17 protein-coding genes, 1 pseudogene and 1 riboswitch are annotated in these 18,919 nt (G+C 72.5%); of the genes and pseudogenes, 4 read left to right on the plus strand and 14 right to left on the minus strand.

What is annotated here, in order from left to right:
- Positions 1–150: 150 nt before the first annotated feature.
- Positions 151–1,887 (minus strand): phosphomethylpyrimidine synthase ThiC, encoded by a 1,737-nt coding sequence (gene thiC / locus ABD120_RS22945; RefSeq protein ID WP_343952041.1) that lies wholly within the window; start codon positions 1,885–1,887, stop codon positions 151–153.
- Positions 1,883–1,996, minus strand: a riboswitch (TPP riboswitch). (Overlaps the previous gene by 5 nt.)
- A gap of 329 nt (positions 1,997–2,325) precedes the next feature.
- Between thiC and pdhA the strand changes: the two genes are divergently transcribed.
- Together pdhA and ABD120_RS22955 are read left to right on the plus strand one after the other, a co-directional pair.
- Complete coding sequence (pdhA, locus tag ABD120_RS22950) at positions 2,326–3,387, plus strand: pyruvate dehydrogenase (acetyl-transferring) E1 component subunit alpha (protein ID WP_343952042.1); 1,062 nt, start codon at positions 2,326–2,328, stop codon at positions 3,385–3,387.
- 28 nt (positions 3,388–3,415) lie between these two features.
- Positions 3,416–4,240, plus strand: coding sequence for a class I SAM-dependent methyltransferase (locus tag ABD120_RS22955; RefSeq protein ID WP_343952043.1), 825 nt, complete (start codon positions 3,416–3,418; stop codon positions 4,238–4,240).
- A 25-nt stretch (positions 4,241–4,265) separates the two neighbouring features.
- Here ABD120_RS22955 and ABD120_RS22960 read toward each other — a convergent pair whose 3' ends face one another.
- The 5 genes from ABD120_RS22960 to ABD120_RS22980 all read right to left on the minus strand — a co-directional run bounded on the left by ABD120_RS22960 (position 4,266) and on the right by ABD120_RS22980 (position 10,223).
- Entirely contained in the window at positions 4,266–5,447 is a 1,182-nt protein-coding gene (locus ABD120_RS22960) for a cytochrome P450 (protein ID WP_343952044.1), read from the minus strand.
- Between the two features lie 72 nt (positions 5,448–5,519).
- Positions 5,520–6,752, minus strand: coding sequence for a DegT/DnrJ/EryC1/StrS family aminotransferase (locus ABD120_RS22965; protein WP_343952045.1), 1,233 nt, complete (start codon positions 6,750–6,752; stop codon positions 5,520–5,522).
- A gap of 27 nt (positions 6,753–6,779) precedes the next feature.
- Complete coding sequence (locus ABD120_RS22970) at positions 6,780–7,451, minus strand: glutamine amidotransferase-related protein (protein WP_343952046.1); 672 nt, start codon at positions 7,449–7,451, stop codon at positions 6,780–6,782.
- Complete coding sequence (locus ABD120_RS22975; protein ID WP_343952047.1) at positions 7,448–8,869, minus strand: glycoside hydrolase family 3 N-terminal domain-containing protein; 1,422 nt, start codon at positions 8,867–8,869, stop codon at positions 7,448–7,450. Before ABD120_RS22975 ends, ABD120_RS22970 begins: the two co-directional genes overlap by 4 nt.
- 172 nt (positions 8,870–9,041) lie before the next feature.
- Complete coding sequence (locus ABD120_RS22980) at positions 9,042–10,223, minus strand: MFS transporter (protein ID WP_343952048.1); 1,182 nt, start codon at positions 10,221–10,223, stop codon at positions 9,042–9,044.
- 52 nt (positions 10,224–10,275) lie between these two features.
- On the opposite strand from ABD120_RS22980, the gene ABD120_RS22985 reads away from it, so the two are divergent.
- Positions 10,276–11,421: an ROK family transcriptional regulator gene (locus ABD120_RS22985; RefSeq protein WP_343952049.1), complete on the plus strand. Its 1,146-nt coding sequence runs from the start codon at positions 10,276–10,278 to the stop codon at positions 11,419–11,421.
- Here ABD120_RS22985 and ABD120_RS22990 read toward each other — a convergent pair.
- The 4 genes and pseudogenes from ABD120_RS22990 to ABD120_RS39870 form a co-directional block, all read right to left on the minus strand.
- Positions 11,418–12,446, minus strand: a complete 1,029-nt coding sequence (locus ABD120_RS22990; protein ID WP_343952050.1) for a Gfo/Idh/MocA family oxidoreductase — start codon at positions 12,444–12,446, stop codon at positions 11,418–11,420. The genes ABD120_RS22985 and ABD120_RS22990 overlap by 4 nt on opposite strands.
- A gap of 8 nt (positions 12,447–12,454) precedes the next feature.
- A complete protein-coding gene (locus ABD120_RS22995) occupies positions 12,455–12,967 on the minus strand; it encodes a hypothetical protein (RefSeq protein WP_343952051.1) in 513 nt (170 codons plus the stop codon).
- Positions 12,968–13,001: 34 nt separating this feature from the next.
- The gene (locus ABD120_RS23000) at positions 13,002–13,430 is read right to left on the minus strand and encodes a hypothetical protein (protein WP_343952052.1); all 429 of its coding nucleotides are present in this window, start codon (positions 13,428–13,430) and stop codon (positions 13,002–13,004) included.
- Between the two features lie 85 nt (positions 13,431–13,515).
- Positions 13,516–13,935: pseudogene (locus ABD120_RS39870) on the minus strand (thioesterase domain-containing protein); the annotation flags it as partial.
- Positions 13,936–14,290: 355 nt separating this feature from the next.
- Here ABD120_RS39870 and ABD120_RS23010 point away from each other — a divergent pair.
- Positions 14,291–15,475, plus strand: a complete 1,185-nt coding sequence (locus ABD120_RS23010) for a cytochrome P450 (RefSeq protein WP_343952054.1) — start codon at positions 14,291–14,293, stop codon at positions 15,473–15,475.
- Between the two features lie 134 nt (positions 15,476–15,609).
- Here ABD120_RS23010 and ABD120_RS23015 read toward each other — a convergent pair whose 3' ends face one another.
- The 4 genes from ABD120_RS23015 to ABD120_RS23030 form a co-directional block, all read right to left on the minus strand.
- The gene (locus ABD120_RS23015; RefSeq protein ID WP_343952055.1) at positions 15,610–16,236 is read right to left on the minus strand and encodes an iron chaperone; all 627 of its coding nucleotides are present in this window, start codon (positions 16,234–16,236) and stop codon (positions 15,610–15,612) included.
- A 409-nt stretch (positions 16,237–16,645) separates the two neighbouring features.
- On the minus strand, positions 16,646–17,059 hold the full coding sequence (locus tag ABD120_RS23020; protein WP_343952056.1) for a DUF4440 domain-containing protein: 414 nt from the start codon (positions 17,057–17,059) through the stop codon (positions 16,646–16,648).
- Positions 17,056–17,901, minus strand: coding sequence for an SDR family oxidoreductase (locus ABD120_RS23025; RefSeq protein WP_343952057.1), 846 nt, complete (start codon positions 17,899–17,901; stop codon positions 17,056–17,058). Before ABD120_RS23025 ends, ABD120_RS23020 begins: the two co-directional genes overlap by 4 nt.
- Positions 17,902–18,018: 117 nt before the next feature.
- On the minus strand, positions 18,019–18,888 hold the full coding sequence (locus ABD120_RS23030) for an esterase/lipase family protein (RefSeq protein WP_343952058.1): 870 nt from the start codon (positions 18,886–18,888) through the stop codon (positions 18,019–18,021).
- Between the last annotated feature and the right edge of the window lie 31 nt (positions 18,889–18,919).

Below are 18,919 nucleotides of genomic sequence, written 5' to 3' on the forward strand. Positions count from 1 at the left end.
CCGCGATCACCGTCGGCACCTCGTCCCCAGCGGCCCACAGCGCTGCCCCGGCTTGACGTCGGTGGGGGCGCGAGCCGTGCGGTGCCGTACGAGCGGCTGCTGCCACCGGCCCGGACGGGTCCCCGGCGGACCCGCCGGAGACCCGCAGGGTCACCGGTCTTCGCCCACGACCGGCAGGTAGATGCGGCCGCCGGACGCGCCGAACTCGGCGGCCTTCTCACGCAGCCCCTCGGCCAGCGCGTCGGTGTCGTCCAGGCCGCGCTCGGCCGCGTACGCCCGCACATCCCGGGTGATCTTCATGGAGCAGAAGTGCGGGCCGCACATCGAGCAGAAATGCGCGGTCTTGGCGGGTGCGGCGGGCAGCGTGGCGTCATGGAAGGCCCGTGCCGTGTCCGGGTCGAGCGAGAGGTCGAACTGGTCCTCCCATCGGAAGTCGAACCGGGCGTCCGACAGCGCGTCGTCCCACGCCTGCGCGCCGGGGTGGCCCTTGGCCAGGTCGGCGGCGTGCGCGGCGATCTTGTAGGCGATCACTCCGGCCTTGACGTCGTCGCGGTCCGGCAGGCCCAGGTGCTCCTTGGGCGTGACGTAGCAGAGCATGGCGGTGCCGTACCAGCCGATCATCGCCGCGCCTATCGCCGAGGTGATGTGGTCGTAACCGGGCGCGATGTCGGTGGTCAGCGGCCCCAGCGTGTAGAACGGCGCGTCGTCGCACCACTCGCGCTGCAGGTCGACGTTCTCCTTGATCTTGTGCATGGGCACGTGCCCAGGGCCCTCGTTCATCACCTGGTTGTCGTGCTCGGCGGCGATCCGCGTCAACTCGCCCTGGGTGCGCAGTTCGGCGAACTGGGCCTCGTCGTTGGCGTCGGAGATCGAGCCCGGCCGCAGCCCGTCGCCGAGCGACCAGGTCACGTCGTAGGCGGCGAAGATCTCGCACAGCTCCCGGAAGTGGGTGTACAGGAAGTTCTCCCGGTGGTGTGCCAGGCACCAGGCCGCCATGATCGAACCGCCGCGTGACACGATGCCCGTACGGCGGCGCGCGGTCAGCGGCACGTACCTCAGCAGCACGCCGGCGTGCACCGTCATGTAATCCACGCCCTGCTCGGCCTGCTCGATCACGGTGTCGCGGAAGATCTCCCAGGTCAGCTCGGCCGGGTCGCCCCCGACCTTCTCCACCGCCTGGTAGAGCGGCACCGTCCCGACTGGGACGGGGGAGTTGCGCAGGATCCACTCGCGGGTGGTGTGGATGTCCCGCCCCGTCGACAGGTCCATGATCGTGTCGGCGCCCCAGCGGGTGGCCCAGGTCATCTTGGCCACCTCGTCCTCGATCGAGGAGGCCACCGCCGAGTTGCCGATGTTGGCGTTCACCTTCACCAGGAAGGCGCGCCCGATGACCATCGGCTCGATCTCCGGATGGTTGACGTTGGCGGGCAGCACTGCCCGGCCCGCCGCCAGTTCGGCCCGGACGACCTCCGGCGCGACCCCTTCGCGGAGCGCCGCGAACTCCATCTCGGGGGTGATCTCGCCGCGCCGCGCGTACGCCCGCTGCGTCACCGCCCCCGTGCCGTTCGCCCGGCGCGGCGGTCGCTCCGGGAATTCGGCGGCGTGCCGCAGCGGGTCGCCGGTGCGGCGGCCGTCGTCCTCCGGGCGTACGGCGCGGCCGGGGTAGGCGACGGTGTCGCCGCGCTCGGCTATCCAGGCCGCCCGCAGCGGGGGCAGGCCGCGCCGTACGTCGGCGTCGTGGTCCGGGTCGGTGTACGGACCCGAGGTGTCGTAAAGCACCACGGCCTCGCCCGTGCTGAGCGGCACCTCCCGCATCGGTACCCGGAGGTCCGAGCGCGATCCGTGCAGGTACGTCTTACGGGCAGGCGTCATCGCATTGTCGGTCATGACGACTCGATCTCTCCCTACGCCGGCATTACCCGGTCAGGTTCCAGCGGTCAGCGGCCGTCTCAGCCGCGATCTCAGCCCGGTTCGCCGGACCCCCGCGATCTTTTCGTCCCCGACCTTAACCCGTGCCGCCCCGCTTGGGATAGTCACCCGGCGAGCGGATCAGGAACGAGACGGGTACCCGATGGCACGGGCCGGGTGACGCTCACGGGCACCGTGCTCACCCGCCCCTGGACCGTCGGTCGCCGGCGGGCGGGTTCGACCGTAATCCGCATCAGGTGACTGGCACGATGGCCGCGCGGGCAGGATCACCTGGCACTACCTGGCCGGACAGGTCTACGATCTGCTCGCCGCCGACTCGGTGTGCGCCCTCTGAGGAGCTGTCAGGTCTCGGCGCACGACCTGGCCGGAGGTGACCGTGACTTGAGAGGAGGCCAGGTGGAGAACGAGGATTTCGTACAGTTGCTCACCCCGGACGGCGAGCGGATCTCCCACCCCGCCTACGACGTGAACCTGTCCAAGGGCCAGTATCGCGGGCTATATCGCGACATGGCGCTGGTACGCCGGATGGACCACGAGGCGTTCGCCCTGCAACGCCGAGGCGAACTGGGCCTGTGGATCCCCAGTCTGGGGCAGGAGGCGGCGCAGATCGGTTCGGGGCGCGCGCTCGCCCACGACGACCACGTCTTCCCGTCATACCGCGAGCACGGCGTGGCCTGGTGCCGGGGCCTGCCGCCGTTGTCGCTGATGGCGGTGATGCGCGGCACCACCAACGGCGGCTGGGACCCGCAGCGGGAGAGGTTCCACCTGTACACGATCGTGCTCGGCTCGCAGGCGCTGCACGCCGTCGGGTACGCGATGGGCATGCGCCTGGACAAGGAACCGTCGGCGGTGATCGCCTACTTCGGCGACGGCGCGGCCAGCCAGGGCGACGTCAGCGAGGCCCTCAACTTCGGCGCCGTCTTCCAGGCCCCCGTCGTCTTCTTCTGCCAGAACAACCAGTGGGCCATCTCCCACCCGGCGGCCAGGCAGACCGGCGCGCCGCTGTACCGGCGGGCGCAGGGGTTCGGCATGCCGGGCGTGCGGGTGGACGGCAACGACGTGCTGGCCTGCCTGGCGGTCACCCGGGCGGCGCTCGACCACGCCCGCTCCGGAGCGGGCCCGGTCTTCGTCGAGGCGCACACCTACCGGATGGGCCCCCACACCACCTCCGACGACCCGGCACGCTACCGGCCCTCCGCCGAGGTGGAGGAGTGGGGTCGCCGCGACCCGATCGACCGGCTGAAGCGGTTCCTGGAGGCCGAGGGGATGGCGGACGAGGCGTTCTTCGCCGAGGTCAGGCAGGAGGGCGACCGGCTGGCGGCCGAGTTGCGCGAGGGGGTGACCTCGATGCCCGACCCGCCGGTGACGAACCTGTTCGACCACGTCTACACGGGGGAGCACGCCCTGCTGGCCGAGGAACGCGCCTGGTACCAGGCATACCTGGAGCAGTTCGCCTGAGCCGGCCATCGACGGGGGAGATACCGGCATGAGCTGGCAGTGGGATGAGAGCCTTTTCGCCGGGGCGGCGGAGCACTACCTGCGGGGACGGCTTCCGTACGCCCCCGGCTTCGCGGAGACGATCGGCGCGGCGCTCGGCTTCGACGGCAGGGGACGGCTGCTCGACGTCGGCTGCGGTCCGGGGAACGTGACGCTCGCCCTCGCTCCGCTGGTCGAGGAGGCCGTCGGACTCGATCCGGACGGCGGCATGCTGGCGGAGGCCGCGCGTCACGCCGCCGACCGGGGCGTGACCGGCGTGCGCTGGGTGCGCGCCCGCGCCGAGGACCTCCCCGCCGGGCTGGGAGAGTTCCGCGCGGTGGTGTTCGCCTCCTCCTTCCACTGGATGGATCGGGACCGGGTGGCCGCGACCGTGCTGCGGATGCTGGTGCCGGGCGGCGCGTTCGTGCACGTGGCCGACCTGAAGGAGGCACCCGCCGCGCGGACGCCGCTGCCGGCGCCCGCTCCGCCGTACGGGCTGATCGGGGAACTGGTCCGCCGCTATCTCGGCCCGGTACGGCGCGCGGGGCAGGGTGTGATCGCCACCGGCTCGACCCCGGACCGGGAGGACCTGGTCGTCGCGCGGGCCGGGTTCGAGGGGTACGAGCGTCACGTGGTGCCGGGCGGGCAGGTGGTGGCCCGCAGCGCCGACGATCTCGTGGCGTGGGCGTTCTCCCGTTCCGATTCCGCGCCGCACCTGTTCGGCGCTCAGGCCGGAGACTTCGAGCGGGACCTGCGCGCCCTGCTCGGGAACGGCCCCTACGCCGAACACCTCCCGCCCACGGAGATCAGGATCTGGCGCAGGCTGCGCCGCTGAGGGTCGGCGGGAGGTGGAAGGGGGACTACCAGGCGATGGGCAGGGAGATGAGCCCGCCGGTGACGGTCGTGTTGAAGGTCAGCTCCTCCACCTCCGCGTCCAGACGCAGGGTCGGGAAGCGGGTGACGAGCTGGGTGAGGGCGACCTGCAGCTCGATACGGGCCAGGGGTGCGCCGAGGCAGTAGCGGGAGCCGTGCCCGAAGGACAGGTGACCGTTCATGCCCCGGGTGACGTCCAGGCGGTCGGGATCCTCGAACGCCGAGCCGTCGTGGTTGGCCGCGCCGAGGTCCAGCAGCAGGAGGTCGCCCGCCTTCACCGGCACCCCGGCCACGTCGAGGTCGGTGCGGGCGTACCGGGCGAGTCCGTCGCCGCCGTGGGACTGGGCGCGCAGCAGTTCCTCCACCGCGTCGTCGATCAGGCCGGGGTCGTCGACGAGGGCCTCCCACTGGGGGCGGTCGGTCATCAGCCAGAGGACGCCTTTGCCGAGTGCCACCACCGTCGTCTCGTGCCCGGCGAACAGCAACTGCATGCCGATCTGCGCGGCTTCGTCGTCGGTGACGCCGTCGGTCACGGCCAGACGGCCGATGACGTCCATCTCCTCGACGTCCAGGTCGGTCAGGCCCTCGGCGCGCTTGCGGGCCACGAGCCGCCGCCCGTACTCGTACAGCGCCACGAGCGCGGCCTGGGATCGGGCCCCGTCCGCCATGTCGCCCACGGCCTGCGTCCACGCGCGGAACTGCTCGCGGTCGTCGAACGGCACGCCGAGCAGCTCGCAGATCACCGCGATGGGCAAGGGCAACGCCAGCGCGGTGTTCAGGTCCGTCGGCGGCCCGGCCTGCGCCATCTCATCCAGCAGCCCGGCGGTCAGCTCCTCGACCCGGCCGCGCAGCGCCCGCATGCGGCGAGGGGAGAAGTGCGGTTGCAGCAGCGCCCGCAACCTGCGGTGGTCGGCCTGCTCGGTGTCGTAGCCGTCCAGCATCTGGCTGAGGATCGCCGCGTCGCTGTTCCTGCTGGCCTTCTCCGGTTCGGGGTGGCAGCGGCCGAGGCGGTCGTCGTCCAGGAGCGCGCGCACCAGGTCGTAGCCGGTCACCAGCCAGGCGGGATGGCCGAGACGGGTCTGTACGGCGTGGATCGGGCCCGTCCGCTGGAGCATCAGCAGATCGGGCGCGGATCGCATCGGGTGGGTCCGTTCGAGCGGCAACCGCATGGCTTCCTCCTGAGTGGACGTGGATTCCGGTACTCGTGCGAGGGTGATCACCCTGAAGCCGACCCGGCGGGGTCAGCCGAGGGCGCGGTCCAGTGCCGCGCGGAATCGGCTCGCCGCCAGCTCGATCTCCTGTTCGGTGCTTCGTACGGTGACGCCGAACCCCGCACCGAGGTAGGCGTCCGACAACCCGATGGCCACCGCGACGGAGCGGCCCAGCAGATCGTCGGTGCGCGGCAGGGAACCGGGCCGATACCCCGCCGCCGCCTCGGGGGCCAGCGCCGGACGGAACGGGGCGGACGGGTGCTCCGCGGAGGTGAGCGCGGGCAGGGCCGGGATGCGGGCGTAGTTGTGCTTGGGCGACTCGCCGAGGACGGTCGCGCCGAGTTCGTCGGCCACCGCGCGGGCGGCGGTCGCGTCGGCGAAGACGTAGACGGCCAGGGTGCCGCACTCGCCGTCCGCGTCGTGCAGGGTACGGCGGCGCACCCCCGGCCGCTGCGGCACCCGCTCGACGAAGGCTCGCTTGACCTCGCGCGTACGGTCCAGGATCTCCTCCAGTTTGCCGAACTGGGCCCGCGCGACGGCCGCGCCGAACTCGGTCATGTGCAGGTTGAGACCGAACAGCAGGTCCCCGTCGCCGCCCTCCGGTTTGCCGGGCAGGAAACCGTGGTCGTGGAAGGAGAACGCGCGCTGGTGGATACGGGCGTCGGAGGTGAGGACGAAGCCGCCCTCACCGGCGGTGACGACCTTGAAGGGGTTGAGGGAGAAGGCTCCGGCCGCGCCCCACGTTCCCAGGAGTCGGCCCCGGTAGGTGGCGCCGCACGCCTGCGCCACGTCCTCGATGACCGCCACCCCGTGCTCGCGGGCCAGCGCGGTCAGCGCGTCCATGGCGCTGGGCGCGCCCAGCATGTGCACAACCATGATCGCCCGGGTGCGCGGCGTGAGGCGGCGGCGGACGTCCTCGACGTCGAGGGTGAACGACTCGTCGATCTCGGCCAGCACCGGTGTGGCGCCGCTGTAGACGATCGCGGCCAGCGACGCCACGAACATGTAGCCGGGGACGACGACCTCGTCACCCGGCCCGACGCCCAGTGCGGCCAGGGCCGTGAGCAGCGCCGAGGTTCCGCTGTTGACCGCGACGCAGTACGGCGTCCCGAACCGGGCGGCCACCTCGGTCTCGAAGCGGTCGATCTGCGAGGCGGGCGGGAGCGCGCCGAAGGTCTCGCGGGTCTCGCGCCACCGCCGGAGGACGTCGAGGACGTTCTGCTCCTCTTCGCTGCCGAAGTAGGCGTAGCCGGGTCCTGGCATCGTGCCCTCCTGGGGAGTCCGTCGGTCTCAGGGACCGTCCGTTCCTGCCACGCGGCGGACGGCGACGCCGACCAGGCCGGTGAACAGCGGATGCGGGCGGGTGGGGCGGGAGCGGAACTCGGGGTGCGCCAGGGTGCCCACGAAGAACGGGCGGGACCGGCGCGGCAGTTCGACGTACTCCACGAACCGCCCGTCGGGGGACAGGCCGCTCAGGCGCAGCCCGGCCGCCTCCAGACGGTCGCGGTAGGCTTTGTTGAGCTCGTAGCGGTGCCGGTGGCGTTCGACGACCTCGGCGCCGCCGTACAACTCGTGGACGAGCGAGCCCTGGGCGAGGGCGGCGGGGGACAGGCCCAGGCGTATACCGTCCTCACCGGCGAGGATGACGGGGTGGCCGGTCGCGGCGTCGAACTCGGTGCTGCCCGCGCCGGTGAGCCCGGCCGGCGATCGTGCGGCCTCGATCACCATGCACTGCATGCCGAGGCCGTTGCCGAGCAGCGGCAACCGGTTCTCGCGCGCGTACCGGACGGCCTGGATCGTGCCCTCGACGCCGCGCACGCCGGACCCGCCGGGATCGAGCTTCTGCATCGTCACCCGGAGGCCGCGCAGGGTGAGCAGCCGGCCGAGGCTGGAGGCGGTCAGCCCCTTGCCCAGCCGGGAGGCGACCCCTCCGGTGACGAACAGGTGCTTGGCAGGTGTCATGGCCCGGTCAGCAGTTCGGCCGCGGCCTGGAGGTTCACCCGCCCCGCGCCGAAGGCGGAGACGCTCGCGCCGGTGGTCAGTGCGGCGTCGTCGGGCATGCCGACGGCCACGAGGATCGCGTCGGGCCGCTCGGCCAGCGCCTTGTGCGTCCACTCGCGCATCCACGGGGTGCGGTAGGCGTCGCGCACCACGATCACGAGCGGCCCCTCGACGCTCCCGAGCGTGGCCTCGGGGCCGTCGATCCGAACCGCCCGGCGCAGCGAAGAGCGCGCGGCCAGCGCGTCGGCAAGGCTCCAGGCCGCCTCTCCGACGACGACGTTCGCCTCCGCCCGCACCTCGGCGACGGTCGCGGGCTCCGTGAGCGTGTACCGGCCCCGGCCGAGGACCGCGCGCCGCGCGGCCTCCAGTCCGACGGGGTCGGGGGCCGAGGCGCTGCCCGGCTTGGCGGGGTAGCGCCGCCGCAGGCGCTCCACCCGTTCGGCCGCCGCGTCGAGCGTCAGCTCGCCCCGCCGGACGGCGTCGGCGACGGCGGCGTGGATGCGCGTGTAGAGGTCCTCGTCCACGGCGGGCCCGAGCAGCACCAGGTCGGCCCCGGCCGCCAGGGTTCCGACGGCAGCCGCCACGGCCTGCTCCGGCCCGTTGCCCGCCTCGATCGCGACCGAGGTGCTGAGCGCGACGCCCTGGTAGCCGAGTTCGTCGCGCAGCACCTGGCGCAGCGCCACCGGGCTGAGCGTCGCGGGTCGCTCCGGGTCGAGCGCGGTGTAGACGACGTGCGCGACCATGACGCTCGCGGCCCCCGCCACCGCCGCGAACGGCGCCAGTTCGCGCTCGCGCAGCGTCTGCGCCGAGCAGGTGACCACCGGCAGGGACTGGTGGGGGTCGGCGGTGGTGTCGCCGTGGCCGGGGAAGTGCTTGGCCGCCACCGCGACCCCGGCGTCCTGCATGGCGTCGATGAACGCGGTGCCGTGGGCGCTCACCTGCTGCGGCGTCGCTCCGAACGAGCGGACGCCGATGATCGGGTTGTCCGGATCGCTGTTGACGTCGACCGACGGCGCGAGGTTGTAGTTGACACCGTGCGCCAGCAGGTCCCGCGCCATGGCCGCGGCGACCCTTCCGGTCAGTGCCGGGTCGTCGGCGACGCCGAGGGCGAGGGGACCGGGGTAGGAACTGCCCGCCGCGTACTCCAGGCGGGTGACGTCGCCGCCTTCCTCGTCCAGGGAGACCAGCGCGCCGGGATCGAGTTCGCGTACGGCGGCCGCCAGATTCGAGATCGCGGCCGGATCGCGCAGATACGGGCCGGGAAAGATCGTCACCCCGGGGAATCCGGATTCGATTCCGCGGCGCACCCAGGCGGGCACGGTGGCGCCCGTGACACCGGGCAGCATGCAGGAGTACACCAGGCGATCGAGCTCGGTCATTGCTGACTCCTCAAAAAACGGAAAACGCATTGCGGCCGAGCACCCGGATCAGCGTGAATACCGGAGCACCGGCGATACGCTCGCCCGGGCCGGACAGCCAATCATCAGAGCCGCGCTCGTCGAGTGTCAAGAAAGTCGAATTGCCCAGTCGAAAAGGCGAACGGCCCTCGTGTCAGCCGCTTGTTCCTTGTTCCGGGCGTAGTACCCGGGGTCGTCCGGGAGCCGGTGCGCGGAACGCGGACGCCCCCGCCGCCACCCCGGCGACGAGCACCGTGATCAGGGCGAAGGCGGTCGGCAGCGACGTCGCTCCGGCGACCGCGCCGACGGCGGCCGGCGCGATCAGATTGGACAGGTACGTCACGGTCGCCACGCTGGCGATCGCGGTGTTGGGATCCTCGCCCCGGCGGCCCGCGCTCGCGAAGGCCAGCGGGACGACGACGGCGATGCCGACGCCCAGCAGGGCGAAGCCCGCGATGACCGGCGCCGGGTCGCGGCCGAGCGCGATGAGCGCGCCTCCGGCCACCGAGGCGAGCCCGGAGACGCGCACGGCCAGGACCGTTCCCCAGCGTCTGACCGCCAGGTCGCCGCAGGCTCGCGCCAGGCCCATGGTGAGGCTGAACGCGGTTAAGCTCGCGGCGGCGATGCCGGGTGAGGCCCCGGCGACGTCCTCCAGGTAGACGGCGCTCCAGTTGCCCGCCGCGCCCTGGGCGAACTGGGCGCAGAAGCCCACCAGGCCGATCGCCATGACCGCCCGCCCCGGCCAGGCGAAGCCGCCGCGCGGCGGCGCTCGGCCGTCCGAGCGCGTGTCGAGGACCCAGCGGCAGGTCACCGCCGAGACGAGGGCGAGCAGGGCCGCCATCAGGGCCAGGTGGGGGCGCGCGTCGAGCGCGATGGCCGCCGCCAGGGCGCCGAGGCCGGAGCCGACCAGCCCGCCCGCGCTCCACGCCCCGTGGAGCCCCGACATGATCGAGCGGCCGAGTCGGTGCTCCACCTCGACGCCGGCCGCGTTCATGGCGACGTCGGCGATGCCGGTGGCCGCGCCGTAGGCCAGCAGGGCAGCCCACAGCATCGGCAGGGACGTCGCCAGGGCGGGCAGGGCGACGGTGAGGCTGAGCGCGACCGTCATGAGGAGGAGCGCGCGGCGGCTGCCGAGTCGGTGCATGACCCGACCGGCCATGGGCATCGCGAAGCAGGCCGAGATCGCCGGGGCCACCAGCGCGGCGCCGAGCGCGGCCGGGCTGAGCTGGAGCCGGTCCTGGATCCACGGGATCCGGGTGGCGAAGGCTCCCAGGGCGGCGCCGTGGACGGCGAAGATCACTGTGACGGCGACGCGGGCCCTGCTCACCTCGTTCATGACATACTAGAATCTATCAGGCTACTAGCCGAACAAATAGACAGAGGGGCCGATGAGCGCCACTCCGCGCATAGCCAGGGCCATCAACAACCGGCTGGCGCTCGACTTCCTGTGGCGGCAGGGGCCGCTGACGGCCGCGCAGCTCAGGGAGCTGACCGGGCTGTCCAGGGCGACGATCTCCGATCTGCTCGCCCGTCTGGAGGAGGACGGGCGCATCGAGGTACGCGGCGCGTCCGACGCCGTGCAGCCGGGTCCGAACGCCCGCCTCTACCAGCTCCGGCCCGGATACGCGCACGTCATCGGGCTGGACGCCAGGACGGACTCGGTCTCCATCGGCGCCGCCGACCTGGCGGGCGGACGGGTGCCCGACACCAGGCTCGCCGTCGAAGCGGACCTGGGGGGCTTCGTCGAGCGGGTCGTGCGGGCCGTACGCGAGATCTCGCAACGCTCCTTCGCGCAGGAGCCGAACACGATCGCCGTCGGCGCGCCCGGCGTGGTCGAGCCCGCGACCGGGGCGCTGCGCTCCACCGGGTGGCCGCCCGAGTGGCACGCCCGGCTGGTCGCCGCGCTGAAGGCCGGCTTCGGCGCCACCGTGCTGATCGAGAACGAGGTGAACCTCGCGGCCGTCGCAGAGCACCGCCTCGGGGCGGCGCGGGATCGGCGGACCTTCGCCCTGTTGTGGATCGGCTACGGCGTCGGCGCGGGCCTGATCCTGGACGGCAGGCTGCGCAGGGGCGAGTCCGGCGGAGCCGGGGAGATCGGCTTCCTGGCCGTCCCCGCGCCGGTCTTCGCCAGGCAGCAGCGGCCGCCCGGCCTGCACGGGCTGGTCGGAGCGGTGCCGATCCTCGACCTGGCCCGTCGGCACGGGCTCGACGTGCCCGGCGGCGCGAGTGTTCCGGCGGCCGTGAGCGTGGTCGAGCGGGCGGCGCGGGACGGGCTGCCGCTGCTGGACGAACTCGCCGACCTGGTCGCCGACGGCGTACTCGCGCTGTGCCTGGTGCTCGACCCGGGTTGCGTGGTGCTGGGCGGTGAGGTGGGCAGGGCGGGCGGCGCCGCGCTGGCCGCCAGGGTGGGTACGGCCATCGCCCGGCGCAGCCCGTTCCCCGCAGAGGTGCGGGTCGGCGAACTGGCCGCCGACGCGGTGCTCGCCGGGGCGGTCGCCACCGCCCTGGATCACGCGCGCGAGCAGCTGTTCTAGCGACCCAGGTCGATGACCTGCCCGGTGCGCGCCGAACGCACCGCCGCATCGATCACCGTGAGCGACTCGACGGCGGAGTACGGATCGACCGGCGGCTCCCCGCCGCCGCGCAGCGCCGCTTCCAGGCGCCGGTAGAAGGTCGGGTAGGCCCCCGGCTCCGTCGGCACGCGCCGGGTGCCGTCGCGGGTGACCAGCCGTCCCCAGGAATCCTCCGGAGCCGCGCCCCAGCCCGCGCCGCCCGGCGCCGCGCCGGAGGCGAGCGCGGCCTCCTGCCCGTCGAGGCCGTCGATGACGAAGCAGCCGCGTGCGCCGAGAACGCGGAAGCGCGGCGCGGGCTCGTGGACCACGGCGGCGGTCCTCAGGTGGGACACGACGCCGTTCCGGTGGGTCACGGCGACGAAGGCGTCGTCGTCCATGATGGTCCCGGAGCGGCGTGCGGCGAGTTCGGCGTACACCCGGGAGGCCGGACCGAAAGCCTGGACGGCCTGGTCGATCAGATGCACGCCCAGCTCCGACAGCAGCCCGCCGCCCGGCCGGACGGGATCGGGGTCGGCCGCGAACTCCCAGTTCGTCTCGAACCGGTGCACGGCGCCGAGCGCGTGCTCGGAAAGGAGCCGCAGCACGGTCAGGTAGTCGCCGTCCCAGCGGCGGTTGTGGAAGACGGTCAGCGGAACCGACCGCCGCTCGGCGGTGGCGATGACCTGGCGGGCCTGTTCGGCCGAGGGGGCGAACGGCTTGTCGACCACGACCGGCACACCCGCCTCGACGCAGGCCAGCGCGAACGGCACATGGGTGTGGTCGGGTGTCGCCACGACGACGACGTCGGGGGCCGACCGCAGCAGCTCGTCCACCGAGTCCATGACCCGCACGCCCGGCCGCTCGCGCCGGAGCGCGGCACGCCGGCCGGGCGACCTGGTGACGACGGCGGCCAGGGACAGTCCCGGCGTGCTCTCGATCAGAGGGGCGTGGAAGATCCGGCCCGCGACGCCGTAACCCGCGAGCCCCACACGGAGGTCACTTGTCATACCGCCATTCAAACCGCCTGCCCGCCGCCGAGGAAGCCCGCGATCAGGGCGGCGACGTCCCCGGGCCGCTCGGCGAGCATGTCGTGACTCCCCTCCAGCTCGGCTACCCGGAAGTGCGGCGGCAGGCCGGCGAGGTCGCGACGCACGAGGTCGTGGACGCCTTGCCGGGTGATGCCGAGCATCGCGCCCGCCGTGGCGAACGACACCGCGTCCAGGCCCGGGTGGCCTGCCCGTCTGGCCACGGCGCGGCCGAAGGGGGTGCTCCACCACTCGTCCGAGGGGTCGAAGGGGCCGTCGCCGGGGAAGATCGCGGCGATCAGCCGCGCCGAGGTCCGGACGGCGAGGTCGCCGTCCGGACCCAGGAGCTGGGCGGCCCAGACCTCGGCCTCGATTCGCAGGCGATCTCTGAGGGGATCGACCTGCTCGGCGGAGCCGAAGAGGATCTCCAGCGGGTCCAGGACCCGCCGGCCGACCAGTTCGGCCAGTTCGTTCGCCAACGCCACATGATCAGCCGTGCTCACTTGACGAATGAGAGCAAGTACTTGCTCTCATTCGTCAAGTAGTGGAGTCGGCCAGGTCGACGGCCAGCTTGGCGACGAGCGGGTGGCGCAGGACGTCGTAGTGCCCGCCCTCGACGCGATCCGCTCGGACCGGGGCGCGGGTGTGCGCCGCCCAGTCGGTTCTCGTGACGAGCCCCCGGTCGATCGACTCGCCCGCCCACACCACCCACAGCGGCGCCGCGACGGTTCCCGGCCGCCAGCCGGAGAACAGCCAGGCGTGCAGGGCGGCCACCACGGCGCGCTCGGCCACCGCCCGCGCCTCGACGGCGGGCCGGACGCCCAACAACGCCTCGGCCGTGTCGAGAGCCCAGCCGCCCGGGTCGCGGTCCGCGCCGGTGCCGAATCCGGCGCGCAGCCGCGCCCGGTCCTGCGCGGACAGGCTCATGCCCTCCGGCGCCAGCGAGCCGAGGACGGACAGGGGCACCGGCCGCGAAGTCGGGCTCCGGCGGGCGGTCGCGTACGGCCGGCACGTCGGCGTCCCAGATGGACACCGAACGGACCCGCACCCCCGTCCGCTCCAGTTCCTCGGCCACGGCATGGGCGAGGACCCCGCCGAGGGACCAGCTCACGAGATGGCAGCCGCCCTCGCCGACGAGCGGGCGCAGGTCGGCGGCGTAGGCGGCCACCATCGCCTCCGGCGTCGGCCAGGTCGTGCGCGTACGGGCGTCGGTGTACCCGTCGAACACGCCGTAGACGGTCTTCGCGGCGGGCAGCGCGGCCACGAGGGCGCGATAGGCCAGCACGTCACCGCCCTCGACTGGCGCAATGGGTTCCGGGAGCGGATCTACGTGTGCTGCGGGCGGGTGCCCGACCACGAGACGCTCGCCGGCTTCGTCGGCGGGCTCGACGCACGCCTCGGCATCCGTTACTCGTGAGAACGGCCGCTTGCGCGCGCCTGCCGGACGATTACCGGGCATGGCGCGGTCCATTCACCGGCTTGGCGGCCGTACGGCCGGAATGAAATATGACCGCTGCTCGCGGTCATTTGCGTTTACCGATAGAACGGATGCTGATCATCCGACAAATTTTGCGTTCGGCTACAGGCGAGTGCAATTCTCTGGACGCTTCGACCAGGGCATTCGACTTGACGCGCAAGATCGCATGACCTTAATCTCCGAACGAACGAAAAAGTCTGGTCCAAGTTGCAGGCCGAGCTGCGACGACGATTTCGCGAATCGCGGGAACCCGGATCCGGATGCGCTGCACGCACCCATCGCGCAGCCGGAGACACCCAGCGAATCGCGCGTCGACGAATTAACGACACCCGGATAAGGCGGGGAGTAAATGCAGATCGATCTCATCGACCTGGACACGTACGCGGCGGGCGGACCGCCGCACCGGCAGTTGCGCTGGCTGAGAGAGAACGACCCGGTCCACCGCCACCAGGGCGAGCCCGAATTCTGGGCGGTGACCAGGTACGAAGACGTCGTCCACGTCTCCAGGAACTCCGACCTGTTCTCCTCCGAGCGGCGCCTGGCCTTCTTCGACGAGCTGCCGGAGGAGCAACTGCCCTTCCAGCGCCTGATGATGCTCAACCAGGACCCGCCGGAGCACACGCGCCGCCGCCAGCTGGTGAACCGGGGCTTCACCGCGCGCAACATCAACAACCTTGAGCAGCGCATCCGCGACATCTGCGACGACCTTCTCGACACGTGCTCGGGAGAGGTCGACTTCGTCGAGGAGGTCGCCGCGCCGCTGCCGCTGTACGTCATCTGCGAGCTTCTCGGCGTCCCGGCCTCCGACTGGGGCAAGATGTACGACTGGTCCAACCGCATCGTCGGTGCCACCGACACCGACTACCTCGCCTCCCCCGAGGAGGACGGTGTGGCCGAGCGGGAGCTGTACGCCTACGCCCAGCAACTCGCCGCCCAGCGCCGGGCCGAGCCGCGTGACGACATCGTCGGCAAGCTGCTCGCGCCCGACGAGAACGGCCAGACCATGGCCCCCAACGAGTTCAACCTGTTCGTCCACCTCCTGGTCATCGCGGGCAACGACACCACCCGCAACGCCGCCTCCGGCGGCATGCTCGCCCTGTTCGAGCACCCCCGGCAGTGGGAGCGCCTCGTCGCCGACCCGACGCTGGCCCGCCCGGCGGCCGACGAGATCGTCCGCTGGGTCTCGCCGGTGAACATGTTCCGCCGTACGGCCACCGCCGACCTGACGCTGGGCGGGCAGCAGATCCGCGAGAACGACAAGGTCGTCGTCTTCTACGCCTCGGCCAACCGCGACGCGCTGGCCTTCCCCGACCCGGAGACGTTCGACATCGGCCGCGACCCGAACCCGCACATCGGCTACGGCGGCGGCGGCCCGCACTTCTGCATCGGCAGCCACCTGGCCAAGATGGAGCTCCACATCCTGTTCGAGCAGCTGGCCATCCGTTTCCCGAAGATCCGCCAGACGGACGACGTCCGCCGGCTGCGCTCGAACTTCGTCAACGGCATCAAGTCGCTGCCCGTCCGCCTGTCCTGAGGCTGACCCACTGAACGTCTGGCCGGTCGGCGGGCCGCAGTACCGGGGTCCAAACCCGCCGGTCGGCCAGACAGCCGGCCAGGGCCGGCAGGCAGAGCCCGCCTGCCGCCCGGCACGCTGTCGCGGCCCGGATCTCAGCTCGCCGCCCGCTTCACGAGCGCGCTGATCCGGGCCTCGTCGTCGGCGGTCAGCACCGTCAGCGCGAAAGCGGTCGGCCACATGGTGCCCTCGTCGAGGTTGGCCGCGTCGTTGAAACCGAGGGTCGCGTACCTGGCCTTGAACGTGTCCGCGCTCTGGAAGAAGCACACGATCTTGCCGTTCCTGGCGTAGGACGGCATGCCGTACCAGGGCTTCGGCGTGAGCTCGGGCGCGGTGGCCCTGATGACGGCGTGGATTCGCTCGGCAAGTACCCGGTCGGCGTCCGACATCTCGTCGTTCACCGCGTCCGGCCGGTCGGCCAGCCGCTCCGGCCCGGAGAAGTGCGGAGCCTCCCGCCGGAGCGCGCCGCCTCGAAGATCTCCTCGATCGGCCGCATCGCGTCGGGCAGGACGACGGATTCCGCCACGCAACGACCTGCCGCGCGACGCGCCAGACTTCACCGGCCGCGCCGCCGCGCTCGCCGCCGTGCTCGCCGCGGTCGACGGCCACCGTGTGGTCGCCATCGACGGATGGCGGGCGTCGGCAAGACCTGCCTGGCCGTGCACGCCGCACACCGGCTCGCCGCCGACTACCCGGACGCCCAGCTCTACGTGGACCTGCACGGGTTCACCGAGGGACGGGGGCCGCTGGACGCCGACTCCGCACCGCGCTCGACGTCCCCTCGGAGAGGGTGCCCAGGGAAGGGATCGAGCGACCGGCCGCGTGCTGGCGGTCCGAGCTGGCCAGGCGGCGGGCCGCCGTGGTCCTCGACAACGCCGTCGACGCCGACCACGTCCGCCACCTGCTGTCCGGCGGCTGGCCGTCCGTCGTCCTGGTCACCAGCCGCAACCGGCTGGTGGGCCTGGACGAGGTGCTGCGGTTGTGCGGGCATCTGCCACTGGCGCTGCGGCTGCACCGCGAGGCCCTCGAACTGGCCCCGAATCTGGGCAACCGGCACAAGGAGGCACGAGGGCATCGCCGCGGTCCTCGACGAGAGCGACCCGGCCGCCGAGCACCGCGCGGCCGGGCAGGCTATTCGGCGGGAACTCGCGCCGGCGGGCTGGGCGGCATCCAGGTCTCGTGCAGGTGCAGCCAGCGCAGTTGCGCTCCGTCCCTGAGCAGGATCGCGGTGGACTGGCGGACGGCGTTCTGCTGCCACTCCTCGAAGGCGGCCACCACCAGCGGCCCCTCCGAGGCCACCACGCGCGCCCGGCGGATGTCGATGCGCAGCCCGGGCGCCGCGCCGTGCAGACCCTCGACCCGCGCCAGCACCTGCGCGCGGGTGAGCGTGGTGCCGTCGGGGTCCGTGAGGGTGAAGCCGCCGGCGTGCGCCTCGGCGAAGGATCCGAACTCCTCTGCAGTGGCCGCGCCCGACAGCCAGCGCTCGATCACCCGGTGATGACGGATGATCTCGGCCTCGATCTCCGACTCGGGTTCGCCGGTCACGGCCGGGCCCAGGGCTGGGCGGCCAGCCAGGTGCGCGGCGGGGTCGGCCGTACGCCCAGCAGGTCGAGGACGGACGGGTCGGCGGCCAGCAACGTGCGGTCGGCGGCGGCACGGCGGTAGGTGGCGGCGATGGCGGCGGCCGCCTGCGGCCCCGCCTGCGCGGCCAGGGCGGTCTCGAACGCGGTGACGTCCTGGGCGAGGTAGCGGGCGCCGACGGCCTCGGCCAGTTCTGTTCCGGTGACGGCCGTCTCCGGGCCGAGGTCGAGGGCGGCGCCGTCCAGACCGTCGTCGACCAGGGCGGCGAGTGTGAAGGCGGCCAGATCCTCATGGGAGAGCCAGGCCACCGGCAGGTCGGCGGGCAGCGGGTAGGCCAGCACGCGCTCGTCCGCCAGCGGGCCCGTGACCCAGGGGGCGGCCAGATTGTCCAGGTAGACGGCGGGGCGCAGTTCCACCACCGGCAGTCCGGCCGCGCGCAGGATCCGTACGGCCGCCCGCCGGGTCTCGAAGGCGGGGGACCCGCTCTCGCCCTCGGGCAGCCGGTTGGCGGTGTTGACGACCAGGCGGCTCACCCCGGCGGTCAGCGCGGCGTCCCGGATGTTGCGCGCGTACCCCTCGACCGTCGCGGGGTCGTAGACCATGGGCAGCGTCACCGAGGCACGCTCGACTCCGGCGAAGGCGGCCTTGACCGCCTCCGGATCGCTCAGATCGCCCATGGCGGAGGCGGCGCCCTCCGGGACGGTGCCGCTGCGGGAGAAACCGCGCACCGGCAGGCCCTCCGCGAGCAGGCGGCGGGCCACGGCGCCGCCCTGGGCCCCGGCGGCGTTCAGTACGAGAAACCTCATGGCCACCACTGTGCCGCCCCCGCGCCGTACGCTCGATAAACAGAAGAATCGACCTCTTTAAGGAACGTCCGGCGATCCGCCAAGCTCGCCCACCGGGCGAGCTTGGCGGTGTGCCGCTCAGGCGAGTTGATGGCTGAACAGCGCCTGCATGCCACGCAGCACCGGAGCATCGCCCCACGCGCGCGTCCGCGTGGCCGAGTGGTCGCCCGACAGGGTGTCCCAGGATCCGGTCGCGGTGTTGCGGATGGCCGTGTGGTCCATGGAGCCGCCGGTCCGGTTCTTGTAGTACCAGCTCCAGTGGTCGGCACGGCGGCCGTTCGTGGCCGAGTCCGGCCTGACCGTCGTGTCGGAGTCCGAGCCGAGGAAGGTGTAGTCGGTGCCCATCTGCGAGTCCGGCTCCTTGCCCAGCCAGCTCAGGAAGCCGCTGCCCTGACGCATGTCACTGCACTGCTCGTGGGTCAGCGCGCACACCTCGACCCAGCCGGTGATGCCCTTGTGCGGCGTGGAGAAGGTGACGATGTCCTCGACGTACAGATGCGGCGGCCAGTCGCCGGTGCCGTTGCCGCCGTAGCGGTTCACGCCCTCGATCGCCGCCTTGGCGACCAGGCCGCCCAGCGAGTGGCCCATGATGTCCACCGCGACCCCGTGCACCGAGTACGCGTCGTAGACCGTCCATGCCAGGCGGCGGCCGACCTCCTGGACCCGGGTGTCGGTGGTTCCGGCGAAGCCGAGGTCGCAGTTGGTCGATCGGTTGTAGTAGCCGAAGGTACGGACCTCGCTCCAGCCGTTGGCCAGCAGCGTGTCCTTCACGGTGCGCCAGGAACCGGCGCAGTTGGTGTCGGCCTCGCGGTCGAAGCCGTGGACCAGCAGGGTCGGCCGCTGACCGTCGCCCCGGGCCGGGACCTGGGCCGCGTTCGCCGTGGGGGCCGTCGCGAGCACGAAGGCCATCGTCAGCAGCATGCTTACCACCGAAACTAACTTCCGCATGATCGAACGGTAAGATCCAAGATCGTTTTCG

It is taken from the genome of Nonomuraea longicatena (assembly GCF_039525605.1).
GTDB lineage: Bacteria > Actinomycetota > Actinomycetes > Streptosporangiales > Streptosporangiaceae > Nonomuraea > Nonomuraea longicatena.